Below are 13,296 nucleotides of genomic sequence, written 5' to 3'. Positions count from 1 at the left end.
AAAGGCACGTGTCCCGGAGCACTCAACTTGGTTCTCACGCCCGGCACCCTCAAACTGAAAGGATGCAGACTTTCCTCCCCTTCGCCGATTTCCGTGAGAGTGCCAAGGCGCTCGACACCTCAAGGCTCGGCAAGCAGCGCGTCGAAGCACTCCAGGTCCTCCGCGCTTTGGTGATCCCGGAGTACGGTTGGCAGCAGCACCCCGCCGTGCGCATGTGGATGGGCCACGTCCCTGCCCTCACCATGTACGGCCTGGCCATGGCAGACGAATGGATGGACCGCGGGCACCCGGACAACACGCGCGCGAACATCGCCGAATTCGCCCCGCAGGCAGCCCACCCGGACTACGCTTCCCGGATTGTCATGCCGCCGTGGCTCGGACACGAGGACCTGCACCTAAGCCACCGCTCCAAACTGTTGGGCAAAGATCCCAAGCACTATGCGCAGATTTTCCCCGGCATCGAGGAAAAGCTGGAATACGTGTGGCCCGAGCCCAAGCACGAGTTCCACCCGGAGGACCCGGAAGAGGACCGCCTCCTGATCCTGCGCTCCAACGTGGAGGACCTCCGCCCGGAGCAGCTCACCATCGTCAGCATGCCGCCGCACGGCAAGGCCAAGTCCACGCCTGTTGCGGACCCTGACGAGTACCAGTTTGTGTACGCGGAGGAGAAGTCCCGCCGGCAGGTAGGCGGCCCCAAGAAGCGCCCGGTGGCACCGCGCGAGAAGAAGCCTACGCGGAAGCGCCAGGCACAGGAGCGGGCCTTCAACACCTTGCCCGGCAAGACCGAACTGGCCGTTCCGTTCGATGATGGCCAGACGTTCGCTGTTGGCTTGATCCAGGGCCGGCCCATCACGGTGGATGGCCGTTTCGCCCGCAACTTCGAGGTCACCAACGTGATCAAGCGCTCCGACTTCGACTATCCCGCGCTCCTGCAGGATCCCCGGGTCTTCTTCCCGGTCCCGGCACCCGCGCTGTAGCGGCAGCCGCGCTGTAGCGGCACCCGCGCTGTAGCGGCAGCCTGCAACATCGCACGACTCAACAGCGCACGACGACGGCAGCCAGGTTCTGTTTTTACAGAACCCGGCTGCCGCCGTCGTTGGTTGCTGTGTGAGACGGTGGAGACACGCAGCTATGGAGGAGGGCCATGGATTTCCAGCACGTCATCGAAGAAGTCGGCCGGTACATGGACGCCGCCGGGGTGGCGGTCATGGTGATCGGTGCACTGGTTTCCATTCCGATGGCCTTGCGCGGCTACCAGCCAAAGCGCGCCGCCGGCCTCACACCGTTCTCCCCCTACCGTTCCTACCGGCAGCTCCTGGGTCGGTCCATCCTTTTGGGGCTCGAGCTCCTGGTGGCCGCGGACATCATCCGGACCGTCGCCGTCACTCCCACTTTTGAGAGCGTGGGCGTCCTCGCGATCATCGTGCTGATCCGGACATTCCTCAGCTTCTCGCTTGAGCTGGAAATCACTGGCCGCTGGCCCTGGCAGAAGGAAAAGGACGCATGAGGCAGGAATGGGTCCCGGACATTCTTGGCGAAGGCTTTGAGCAGCAAACGCTCAACCTCGACGACGGCGCTGTCGCCACCGTGGTGCGGTACCTAGGAGCCGAACCAGAGTGGCCTTGGACTGCGGGCGGAGCTCCCGTCAACAGTGCAATCGACGCAGACGTCCTCTACGTACACGGCTGGTCCGACTACTTCTTCCAACGCCACGTCGCTGAGTTCTGGCACCGGGCCGGAGCACGCTTCCATGCCCTGGACCTGCACAACTACGGCCGCAGCCTGAGCCCGGGCATGGTGCCGGGATTCGTCACCGACCTGGCCGACTACGACGCTGACATCGCAGCAGCACTGTCAGCGATGGGACGCTCAGGTGATCCTGGGCGGGATCGGCCGCTCATTCTTTTGGGGCACTCCACTGGTGGGCTCACCCTCAGCCTGTGGGCTGCCCGTCATCCTGGAATGGCGTCGGCGTTGATCCTCAACAGTCCCTGGCTGGAATTCCAGGCGACTGAGCTCGGCCGGCGGGCGATCGCGCCCCTGGTAGGCCTCCACGCCCGGCTCCACCCCTTGGCACCACTGCCGCCAGTGGATCCGGGCATCTATACCCGGGCCGTGTCAGCCACCCTCGACGGCGAGTGGGACTACAACCTCGAGTGGCGGCCTGACCGGGGCTTCCCTGTCACGCCCGCATTCCTTGACGCCGTATTCCGCGGCCAAGCCACCGTCGCAGCAGGACTGGGTATCGACGTTCCCGTGCTCGTGCTGCTCTCGGACAAGAGCTATCTGCAGCCAAAGTGGTCCGCTGATGCACTCACCGCCGACGTCGCCTTGAACGTTGACGCCGTGGCCCACCGCTCGCTGTCCTTGGCGGACACCGTCACGGTGAGCCGGCTGCCGAATGCCTTCCACGACATTTTCCTGTCGCCCGAACCTGTCAGGCGACAGGCATTCGAACGCATCGGACGCTGGCTGCCAATGGCCCTCCAGCCTTCGGACGCAGAAGTGTGGGACGCCAGGACCGCAGGCCTTTAGGCCCGCAGTACCTCCCGGCTCCTGATACTTCCTGCTACTTCCCGGTTCCGGCTACTTCCCGAGTCCGGCCCGGCGCAGTGCTTCAGCCATGGCCGTGTTCGCGGCCTCCGGAGCCTGCCGGGGCTTGCTTTGCCGTGCGCCGCCCTGACGACGATCACCCTGCCCGCCCGAAGCACGCCCGCCGGAGCCGCGTCCGGCAGCGGCGCCGGGTTCGTCGTCGAGCTTCAACGTCAGGGAGATGCGCTTCCGCTCGGGGTCGGCTTCAAGGACCTTCACCCGGACCACCTGGCCGGACTTCACTATTTCGCGGGGATCCGAGACGAACTTGTTGGACAGCGCCGAAACGTGGACCAAGCCGTCCTGGTGCACTCCGACGTCGACGAAAGCGCCGAAGGCAGCCACGTTGGTGACTGTTCCTTCCAGGATCATGCCGGGCTTGAGGTCGGAGATCTTCTCGATCCCTTCGGAGAACGACGCCGCCTGGAACGCAGGACGCGGATCGCGGCCCGGCTTCTCCAGTTCGGACATGATGTCCTTGACCGTAGGCAGACCGAAGGTGCCGTCCACGAAGGCCTGCGGATCCAGCGCCGTGGCGGGCCCACCGCCTGCTGCGACCAGAATCTTGCGGGCAACTGAGTAGGCCTCGGGATGGACACTGGAGGCATCCAGCGGCTCCGCTCCCCCGGTGATCCGGAGGAAGCCCGCGCACTGTTCAAAGGCCTTGGCGCCCAGACGCGGCACCTTCTTCAAGTCGCTGCGCTTGGCGAACGGGCCATTCTCGTTCCGGTAAGCCACGATGTTCTCGCTCAGCAACGGACCAACGCCGGCAACCCGGCTCAGCAGCGCTGGCGATGCTGTGTTCACATCCACCCCCACGGCGTTAACGCAGTCTTCCACCACGGCATCCAGGGACCGGTCGAGCTTCGCGGCGGTGACGTCGTGCTGGTACTGCCCAACGCCGATGGACTTCGGCTCGATCTTGACCAGTTCCGCCAGGGGATCCTGAAGGCGGCGGGCAATGGACACGGCACCGCGAAGCGATACGTCCATGCCCGGAAGTTCGGAAGCGGCCAAGGCAGACGCCGAATACACGGAGGCTCCGGCTTCGGACACCACCAGCTTCTGGATCCCCTTGGAGCCGGCAGCTTCGAGGGACTTGATGAGCTCCGTGGCCAGTTTGTCCGTCTCGCGGGAGGCGGTTCCGTTGCCGATCGCGACGAGTTCCACGTTGTGCTGCCTGGCGAGCCGACCGAGAGTGGCCAACGCTTCGTTCCACTTGTTCGCTGGGGCGTGCGGGTAGATGGTGTCTGTGGTGACCACCTTGCCCGTACCGTCCACCACGGCCACTTTCACACCGGTCCGGAGCCCCGGGTCCAAGCCAAGCGTGGCCCTGTTCCCGGCAGGAGCGGCCAGCAGGACGTCGCGCAGGTTGGCGGCGAAAACGCGAACAGCTTCATCTTCGGCGTCGGCAAACATGCGTCCGCGAAGATCAGTGGTCAGCCGGTCCAGGATGCGTCCCCGCCAGGCGAGCTGAGCGGTTTGCATCAGCCAGGTATCGGCGGGCCGCCCCTGGTTGGCGACTCCGAGGCACTTGGCCACAGCGTTCTCGTACTTTCCGCGAGCGGCGGCCAGGGCGTCGTCGTCGGCTGGGTCTGCCTCAACGAGATCCAACTCCAGAACGCCGTCCTTTTCACCGCGCAGCAGGGCCAGCACGCGGTGCGAGGGCATGCCGGAGGGCACCTGCGTGAACTCGAAGTAGTCCTTGAACTTCTGGCCCTCGGCCTCCATGCCCTTTTTCACCCGGGACACCATGCGTCCCTGCTTCCAGAGGCGTTCTCGCAGATCTTCGGCGAGATCGGCATCCTGCCCGACGCGCTCCACCAGGATGGCGCGGGCTCCTGCGAGCGCCACAATGGCGTCGTCGATGGAGTGCTCGGCATTCAGGTACTTGGCGGCCTCGGTAGCGGGGTCAAGCTGGGGATTGGCGAGCAGGACATCGGCCAGCGGCTCCAACCCGGCTTCGCGGGCTATCTGGGCCTTGGTGCGGCGCTTGGATTTGAAGGGGAGGTAGATGTCCTCCAGGCGCGCCTTGGTATCGGCACCGACGACGGCGGCTTCCAGCTCCGGGGTCAGCTTGCCTTGGGCTGCAATCGCCTCGAGGACTGACTTGCGCCGTTCTTCCAGCTCGCGCAGGTATCTGAGCCGTTCTTCGAGGTCGCGGAGCTGGGTGTCATCGAGCGTCCCGGTGACTTCCTTGCGGTATCGGGCGATGAAGGGGACGGTGGATCCGGCGTCGAGCAGTTCCACCGCGGCCTTGACCTGCCAGGCCTTGACGCCGAGTTCAGCGGCGATCTGGGCGTGGATGGCGGTATCAGCTGACTGGTGTTGGAGATTTAAAGTCACCATGACAGTTTGCCTCACGTGGCCGACAGTTTCCGAAGACGGGTAGCAGGAAGGCCTATCCCGGGGACGCTGATAGTGCTGTAGTTGGACCATGCAGGAACTGCTGATCATCCTTCAGGACGGATTTGATGCCGATGACGTGACCGTCACCGTCAACGGCAAGGAAGCCGTGTCCGAGCACGGCATTTCCACCAAGATGCTGTTGGGGATGGCCGACGAAGTCACGGTGGAACTTCCCGCCAAGGGTGCCACCGTGGGGGTGGAAGTCAGCAGCAGACAACTCAGCGCAACCAGGAAGCTCGTGGGGAAACCCAAGAGCCTGATCGTCTCCATCGAAGAGGGCGAACTCGTGATGCGTGAAGGAACGGGCCGCGAGGCCTTCCTCTGAGGGAAGGCCTCGCGGCGGCTGGAGTGGATACTGGGAACCGCTGGGACTGGCTCAGCGGGACATGTGCTCCTTGGCCGAGATGTGCTCCACCATCTCGCCGAGGCGCTGTTCCGCGTAGTGGTTGCGGGCGATATCGCCCTGGCTGATGATGCCCACCAACTTGTGGTCGCTGATAACGGGCAGGCGGCGGACTTGGCGTTCCTCCATCATGGTGACGGCCTCGTCCACGTTGGCATCGGCGTCCACCCAGTAGGGCTTTCCGGTGGCGAGCTCGCGGGCAAGGACTTCGCGGGCATCCTTACCTTCGGCCAAACACTTGACCACGATGTCGCGGTCGGTGATGAAGCCGGTGAGCTTGCCGTCGCTGCCGCAGATGGGAAGTGAACCGCAGTCCAGATCCCTCATCAGCATGGCGGCTTCCTGGAGAGTTTTATCCTCGGCGATGCACTGCGCATTCGTGGTCATGAATTCACGTACGGCACTCATGGGTCCTCCTTCATCGATTGGGGTGATCGACGCGGGGCCTTCGGCATGGTTCCTTCGGCTCCGAGCGCCGATGATGCCAGCCTACGCCCGGCGGGTACCGCTGACCAGATCATGGGGACCCTCTGGAGGCCAAAAAATGGCCGTGTTTCTCTGGATATAGTCCATTCGCTGGAGTATCCTCAGTGTGGGTTACACACGGCTTCCGGGCATCGGCCATTTCGTCTCATCTGAGCCTCACCACGCGCACCCCGCCCCGCCCTGGACCGTCATGCCGCCTCTGCGCCAAGTGCGCGGGCGATCGCATATTTGACTGCTTCAGCGTGAGAAAGATCCCCCATGGACACCCCCAACGTCCCCAGCACCTACTACACCCCTGCCCCCGCTTCCGATCTTTGGAGTTGCCGCCAACCCAGCACGGTCAGCGGACGCTATGAAGGCTTTCAAGGCAACCCCGGCCCCATCGGAAGCGCCCTGGACCTCCGTCTGGACATTGACGCCCGCAACGGGGTCGAGTCCCCGGTCATGAACAAGGTCAGCGGCGATCTGTACAGCACCCGTTTCGTGAAGGTCGCCGGCGTCAACCAGTTGGTGAAGACGTATGTGGAGTCCTGGATTGTGGACACGCCTCTTGTGACATTCACAGATACCGACGTGCATATCGTCGGGACCGTCCGCTATTGGAAAGGAACCCACCCTGCCACCACGGTGGACATAGTGGTCTCGTGGTCCTCCGGTGCTGTGACCGGGGCTGTTGCCACGTTGACGTCCGGCGGGATCCTCGGCCAGCCCTATGCGTGCTCTTACCGTTCGGAAGCCTTCCGCGACATGAACCTGGAGTTGGACTACTGCTCGTCCGTGGACATCGAGCCCAAGGTCCCCGTCTACAACAGCCATGCCCACACCAACCGTCCCCCTGACCTGCCCCACCGGACCATCACCATCGAGTCCTCATACAGGGATGCCGGGATCGCGGTCACTATCGATCCGGTGCACACAGTCATCGACGACACCGCGCCAGGCTTCGCTTCCTGGAATGTCGGCGAACTCCACGACGCCATGGAAACCTCGTTCGGCAAGTACAACTCGGGGTGGCCCGCGTGGAACATGTGGGGCATCCAGGCCGGCATCTTTGACAGCGCGGGGGTGGGTGGCATTATGTTCGACGCCGCTGCGGGCTTTGGCGGCGCAGGTCGCGGACCGGACCGCCAAGGTTTTGCGGTCTTCCGGAACCACTCCTGGTTCACCAACCTCGTCTCCAATCCGGTCACCCAGGATCAGGCGTGGGCCATGCGGCACTTCCTCTACACCTGGGTCCACGAAGCCGGGCACGCGTTCAACTTCCTGCATGCCTGGGACAAGGCCCGCCCGGACTCGCTGTCCTGGATGAACTACGACTGGAAATACGATCAGCGCAACGGCACTGACTCCTTCTGGGGCAACTTCCGCTTCCGCTTCGACGACGACGAACTTCTCCACATGCGCCACGGAGACCGCGCCTCCGTGATCATGGGCGGCGATCCATGGGCCTCCGGAGGGCACTTGGAATCCCCTGCCGGCGCCATGACGGTTTCCGGTCCGGGCAGCGACGTGGAACTGACGCTCTCGGCAAAGGACCATTTCGACTACATGGAACCTGTGTCCATCGAGTTCCGGTTGCGGAATACCACTGACGTGCCGGTGATGGTGGACGGCCGGCTGGACCCCCGCTATGGCAACACCACCGTGTACGTCCAGAAGCCCAACGGAACCGTGATCCTGCATGAATCGGTGGTCTGCTTCTACGGCCTCCCGGAATTGGTCACGCTGGCACCGGCTCCGGTGGGCGACGATGACGGCAGCGATCGCTTCAGCCAGCTGGTCCAGCTCGCATACGGAGTGGAGGGCTTCGCTTTCGACGAGCCGGGGCAGTATCTGGTTCGCGCCATCTATTCCACGGACGGCATCGTCCAGGCGTCCAACACGTTGCCGCTGCGCGTTGGTTTCCCCGTCACCAGGGAAGAGGACCGCTTCGCTCCCGAGTTCTTTACCCGGGAAGTTGGCCTGACCTTGGCGTTTGAAGGGTCCATGTCACCCTATTTGGAGAGAGGGTTGAATGCCCTGACCGAGGCCGCCGAACGCTTTGGCGGTGAGCCTTTGGGCGTCAAGGCGGCCACCGCCGTCGCGCAGTCTGTGGGCGATGATTTCTATCGCCGCAAGGACGAAAAGATGGTCAAGCACCATAGCGCTGATCCCCAGCGGGCGCTGGCGCTGACCGACGCCGGCCTCGCCGGCTATCAACAGTCTGCCGGTGCGGCGAGCAACCTTGCCTACCGCGGCCTGGTGGAACTGCGCACGGAACTCCATGCGAAGGCGGACAACAGCGCCGCCGCAAGGTCGGAGGTGGAAACCCTCGCAAAGGACCTGGGAGCCCGGGGCGCCAACTCCACCGTGGTGGCCCAGGTCAAGGAACTGATTTCCCCAACTCCGACGACCCGGTCCCGCCGGGCGGCGCCGAGGAAGCCCGCCAAAAAGTCGTCGGATGGCTAGCTGGTTAGGGACCCTCTGTAGCCGGCGACGGTTATTCCGCGATGTCCTCTGCCCACAGTTCAGGGTGCTCGTCCTGGAACGAGCGCATCATGTCCACGCAACGGGGATCGTCCAGGACCACCACCTCGACTCCACGTGAACGCAGGAGGTCGAATTCGCCGGGGAAGGTCTCGGCTTCGCCCACGACAACCCGCGGGATCTTGAACTGGATGATGGTTCCCGTGCACATCGCGCAGGGCGCCAGGGTGGTGTAGAGCGTGGTGTCGCGATAGGTCTTTTGGCGTCCGGCCGCCCGGAGCGCGGACATCTCGCCGTGCGCAATCGGGTCGCCGTGCTGGACACGTTCGTTATGGCCACTGGCGACCACCACGCCGTTGCGGGCCAACGCGGCGCCGATGGGAATGCCGCCCTCGCTGAGGCTCTTTTGTGCGGCCTGGAAGGCGGCTTCGAAGGCTGGGTCCACGGTGGGGGCTGAATCGGTCATGGGTGCAGTCTAAAGTGGCCCGACGCTGTTTTGCCGGAAGTCATTTTGTCGGTGCCCGCTGATAGCTTGGCTACAAGGATTTCAACCGGCATGGAAGGAAGGTGGGTCGCTGTGTTCTTTCTCGATCCGGAGACGGCGGGCGCCCCGCAGGACTTGGTCTTCTCTGCCAGCGACCTCGTCATTGCAGCAACCTGCGAGTACCAACTTCTCCGCAAACTCGACGAAAAACTCGGCCGTTCGCCCAAGCCGGCCTTCGCGGCAGACGCCATGTTGGAACGTACCGCCGCCCTTGGCGATGTTCACGAGCATCGGGTACTGGATGGGTTCGTAGACAAGTTCGGGCACTGGGATGCGGCCACCGGAAGGGGCGTTTACGACGTCGTCCCCGCCACGGTGATGGACCGCGCCACTCTTTCGGCAAAGCACGCGGAATCCATCGAGGCCCTGCGCTCCGGAGCGGATGTGGTGTTTCAAGCCGCTTTCTTCGACGGTGAGTTCCACGGGCGTTCCGATTTCCTGGTGAAGCAGCCCGGCGGGCTTTATGCGGTGTTCGATACCAAGCTGGCACGCCATGCCAAGGTCACAGCCCTCCTGCAGCTCGCGGCCTATGGAGACCAGCTGCTTAAAGCAGGAATCACGCCGGATCCCACCGTCACCCTGGTGCTGGGCAACCGGGTCCACAGCGACCATCCCCTCTCGCAGATCCTCCCTGTGTTCAAGGAACGGCGTCAACGCTTCCTTGGCATGACATCTGCGCATGCCTCGGAGCCGGGTCCGGTGGAATGGGGCGACTCCCGCTACTCAGCCTGCGGCCGCTGCGACTATTGCGCCGAACAGGTCCAACTGCACCGCGATCTCCTCATGGTCGCGGGCATGCGCATCAGCCGCCGTAAGAAGCTGCTCGAGTCCGGCATCACCACCATCGACCAACTCGCCACCATGCCGGCAACCGGAGACTCCACGCAACTGAGGCTCCGCGAGCAAGCCCAACTGCAAACTGGTACCGGCAGCCCTGACGGCACCGTCACGTACTCGGACAAGTCCGGAGAAACCAAGGCCATCAGTTACAACGTCCTCCCGGACAACACCCTCGGCAGGCTTCCCGCGCCGGACCCGGGCGACATCTTCTTCGACTTCGAAGGTGATCCCCTCTGGCAGGACCCCGCCACGGGCAAGTGGGGACTGGAGTACCTCTTCGGCGTCATCGAAAATCCCGTGGCGCCCGGGACGGAGCCTGTGTTCCGCCCTTTCTGGGCGCATTCACGCGCTGAGGAAGGCCAGGCGTTCGTCGACTTCCTGGACTACGTAGCCCAGCGCCGTGCCAAGTATCCCGGTATGCACATTTACCACTACGCCTCATACGAGAAAACGGCGCTGCGGAACCTGTCCCTGACGCATGTGGTGGGCGAAACGGCCGTCGACGACCTCCTGCGCCAAGGAGTCCTGGTGGACCTCTTTGACACCGTCCGGCACAGCATCCGGGTCTCCGAGAACTCCTACAGCATCAAGAAACTTGAGCCGCTGTACATGGGCCAGCGCCTGCGCTCCGGGGACGTCACCGACGCCGGAGCTTCCGTGGTGGCCTACGCGGACTATTGCACGGCCCGCGACAATGGGGATCGCGGGCAAGCTGCCGCCATTCTCGAGGGGATCAGGGACTACAACGAGTACGACTGCTTGTCGACGCTGGAGCTGCGCAACTGGCTGCTTGCCCGTGCTGCGGAGCGATCCATCGTTCCCGGCGGCCCTGTGCAGGAGCAACCACAGCCAGACACCGAGCCGGAGAAGTACAAGGCACCGCCCGAAGAGACGGCGCTGTTCGACTATGTGGCCGGCCTGCCCGTGGAGCAACAGACAACCCCGGATTCCCGGGCCATCGGCATCGTCGCAGCCGGCGTCGGGTACCACCGCCGCGAGGACAAACAGCACTGGTGGGAACACTTCGACCGTCTGGAAAAGCCGACCTCGCAGTGGGACGAATCCCGCGACCAGTTCTTGGTTGACCACTCGGAGTTGCTGCAGGACTGGGCGAAACCAACACCTCGCAGCAACCCTGCCCGGATCGTCAAACTCCTGGGCCGGTCCGGTGACGGCGCGGGATTGGATCCAGGCAGGAAGTACTTCAGAATGTATGCGTCTCCGTTGCCGGATGCTCTTGCTGCCAAGGAATCCTCAGTGTTGGGCCGTGCGGGTTGGGGCGGGACGGAGGTTATCGAGGTCGGTGAAGAGGGCGACTTCGAGTCCGTCACCATCGTCGAGAAGCTTCGAAAAGACTCCACGGAGTTCGTCCAGACCCCTATGGCGCTGACCCCTGACAGCCCGATTCAGACAACCGGGCAACGGGCTGCGTTGGCCGCATTGGCCACCAAGCTCCGCGCGGCGTTGCCTTCCTGGCCCAAGGATCCTGCCTTGGACCTGGTGCGCCGACAGCCGCCAAGGCTGCGCACCCTCGCCAACCTTCCAGCAGTCCCCTCCGGCCCCGATGGCTACATCAATGCCATCACAGCGGCGGTCAAGGACCTGGACCATTCCTATCTGGCCGTCCAGGGTCCTCCCGGCAGCGGGAAGACATATGTTGGCGCCCACGTGCTGGCCAGGCTGGTGGCCGACGGGTGGAAAGTCGGCGTCGTTGCACAGTCCCACGCCGTAGTGGAAAACATGCTCTGCGCTGCCGTGGAGAAGGCGGGCATTGATCCCCGTCTGGTGGCCAAGGACGTCAAGCACAACGATCCTGTGCCGTGGACCAACTGTGCCAAAGGCGACGTGGAAGAGCTCTTGTCCCAGCCGGGTGGCGCCCTGATCGGCGGCACCGCGTGGACCATGGTGGGCAAGGAAGTCCCCGCCGGATCACTCGATCTCCTGGTCATCGATGAAGCGGGACAGTTCTCGCTGGCCAACACCATGGCTGTCAGCCGGGCCGCTAAGCGGCTCCTGCTCCTCGGTGACCCGCAGCAGCTTCCCCAGGTCACTCAAGGCAAGCATCCGGAACCCGTTGATGAATCGGCCCTGGGTTGGTTGTCGGATGGCTACAACACTTTGCCGTCCCATCTGGGCTACTTCCTGGCGTTGTCATGGCGTATGCATCCGGAATTGTGCAGCGCAGTGTCAGAGCTGTCCTACGACAACCGGCTCGAGGCTGCACCTGCCGCCACCATGCGTGAACTTGAGGGGGCGAGCCCCGGAATTTCCTGTGTCTACGTTACGCACAACGCCAACTCCACTGCCTCGCAGGAAGAAGCTGTTGAGGTTGTCCGGCAAGTCCAAGCCCACCTCGGCCTGAAATGGCTGGACCCTTCGGACTCCCCGGAACGCCGCTCCCTCGAGGAAACCGACATCCTGGTGGTAGCGGCGTACAACGCCCAGGTACAGCTCATCAAACATGAGCTCCGGTCTGCCGGCCTCAGGACAGTGCGGGTAGGTACCGTGGACAAATTCCAAGGCCAGGAAGCCCCGGTGGTCATCGTCTCCATGGCCGCATCAGCCGCCGGCGAAGTTCCCCGCGGCATGGAGTTCCTGCTGTCCCGCAACCGGATCAACGTGGCGGTGTCGCGCGGTCAGTGGCGTGCCGTCGTCGTGCGTTCGCCTGAACTGACCAACTACCTGCCGACCCATCCGGAAGGCCTCGAAAACCTCGGCGGTTTCGTGGCCCTCTGCCAGCGAGCGGCCCTCTAAGAACGGCTGGTGATATCCAGAGCTTCGTCCAGGACCCGGCCGAAGTTGCTGGCGTCGTGCGCGAAGCGGCCAAGGAAAAGCCCGGAAACCCCGTCCAGTTGCGGCAACAAGCCGGGTTTCGCCGACCCGCCATAAATGATGGGAAGCCCGGCCAGCGCGTGCCGGGCAAGCACCGAACGCAAGCTACCGACGACCCGCGAAACATATGCCGCTGAGGCAGGCTCAGGAGCGCCGATCGCCCAGACGGGCTCGTAGGCGATGACAAGCTTTGAGGCAAGGGACCAGTCGCCGGACACTGCGGCTTTGATCTGCCCGAGTACCGTGTCCGCGGCTGCCTCCGGTTCCAGCATCTCGGACTCTCCCACACACAGCAGCGGAGTCAGCCCGGCATCGACGGCTGCACTGACCTTGAGAGCGATCATCGCCTCATCTTCGGCAAAGTAGCGCCGCCGCTCAGCGTGACCGATTTCCACCAATCCCACTCCAAGCTCAGCGAGCATGGACGGTGACACCTCACCTGTCCACGGCCCATCGGCCCAGCCACAGTTCTGAGCGCCCAAGACCAGTGACGTGCCGTGAAGCATATGCGCCGCTGCGGGCAACACCGGATGCGACGGGATCACGAACGGGACCACCCGCCCGGCCGCGAGGGCCGGGCGGGCGTCTGCTTCTGCCACCAATTGCTCCAGCCACGCCAAGCTCTGCCCGTAGCCCATGTACATCTTGGTGCTGACGCCAATGAATACCGTGTCCAGCGCGGCGTCCTTCGCAGAGTCCGCAGCAGAAGGGAAAGCAGGCAGGT

Annotated in this window: 10 protein-coding genes; 6 read left to right on the top strand and 4 right to left on the bottom strand. The window is 63.9% G+C overall.

Annotation, left to right across the window (positions count from 1 at the left end):
- Positions 1-62: 62 nt before the first annotated feature.
- The 3 genes from AYX22_RS06155 (at position 63) to AYX22_RS06145 (ending at position 2,535) form a co-directional block, all read left to right on the top strand.
- The gene (locus tag AYX22_RS06155) at positions 63-977 is read left to right on the top strand and encodes an MSMEG_6728 family protein (RefSeq protein WP_207596651.1); all 915 of its coding nucleotides are present in this window, start codon (positions 63-65) and stop codon (positions 975-977) included.
- Between the two features lie 167 nt (positions 978-1,144).
- A complete protein-coding gene (locus AYX22_RS06150; protein WP_207596650.1) occupies positions 1,145-1,507 on the top strand; it encodes a DUF1622 domain-containing protein in 363 nt (120 codons plus the stop codon).
- Positions 1,504-2,535 (top strand): alpha/beta hydrolase, encoded by a 1,032-nt coding sequence (locus tag AYX22_RS06145; protein ID WP_207596649.1) that lies wholly within the window; start codon positions 1,504-1,506, stop codon positions 2,533-2,535. The genes AYX22_RS06150 and AYX22_RS06145 overlap by 4 nt, the downstream gene beginning before the upstream one ends.
- Before the next feature lie 51 nt (positions 2,536-2,586).
- Here the strand turns inward: AYX22_RS06145 and AYX22_RS06140 are convergent, their stop codons facing one another.
- Positions 2,587-4,941, bottom strand: a complete 2,355-nt coding sequence (locus AYX22_RS06140) for a Tex family protein (RefSeq protein ID WP_207596648.1) — start codon at positions 4,939-4,941, stop codon at positions 2,587-2,589.
- Positions 4,942-5,029: 88 nt separating this feature from the next.
- On the opposite strand from AYX22_RS06140, the gene AYX22_RS06135 reads away from it, so the two are divergent.
- Entirely contained in the window at positions 5,030-5,326 is a 297-nt protein-coding gene (locus AYX22_RS06135) for a hypothetical protein (protein ID WP_207596647.1), read from the top strand.
- 51 nt (positions 5,327-5,377) lie between these two features.
- Here AYX22_RS06135 and AYX22_RS06130 read toward each other — a convergent pair whose 3' ends face one another.
- Positions 5,378-5,812 (bottom strand): CBS domain-containing protein, encoded by a 435-nt coding sequence (locus AYX22_RS06130; protein WP_207596646.1) that lies wholly within the window; start codon positions 5,810-5,812, stop codon positions 5,378-5,380.
- Positions 5,813-6,148: 336 nt separating this feature from the next.
- Here AYX22_RS06130 and AYX22_RS06125 point away from each other — a divergent pair, with 336 nt between their 5' ends.
- Complete coding sequence (locus AYX22_RS06125; RefSeq protein ID WP_207596645.1) at positions 6,149-8,338, top strand: hypothetical protein; 2,190 nt, start codon at positions 6,149-6,151, stop codon at positions 8,336-8,338.
- Positions 8,339-8,369: 31 nt separating this feature from the next.
- Here AYX22_RS06125 and AYX22_RS06120 read toward each other — a convergent pair whose 3' ends face one another.
- Entirely contained in the window at positions 8,370-8,822 is a 453-nt protein-coding gene (locus AYX22_RS06120; protein WP_207596644.1) for a nucleoside deaminase, read from the bottom strand.
- Positions 8,823-8,933: 111 nt separating this feature from the next.
- On the opposite strand from AYX22_RS06120, the gene AYX22_RS06115 reads away from it, so the two are divergent.
- Entirely contained in the window at positions 8,934-12,494 is a 3,561-nt protein-coding gene (locus tag AYX22_RS06115) for a TM0106 family RecB-like putative nuclease (protein WP_207597495.1), read from the top strand.
- Here AYX22_RS06115 and AYX22_RS06110 read toward each other — a convergent pair.
- The gene (locus AYX22_RS06110) at positions 12,491-13,216 is read right to left on the bottom strand and encodes a triose-phosphate isomerase family protein (RefSeq protein ID WP_207597494.1); all 726 of its coding nucleotides are present in this window, start codon (positions 13,214-13,216) and stop codon (positions 12,491-12,493) included. The two genes, AYX22_RS06115 and AYX22_RS06110, sit on opposite strands and share 4 nt — an antisense overlap.
- Positions 13,217-13,296 lie beyond the last annotated feature (80 nt).

Source organism: Arthrobacter sp. D5-1 (genome assembly GCF_017357425.1).
GTDB lineage: Bacteria > Actinomycetota > Actinomycetes > Actinomycetales > Micrococcaceae > Arthrobacter.
This window is presented reverse-complemented; position numbering and strand designations above follow the sequence as displayed.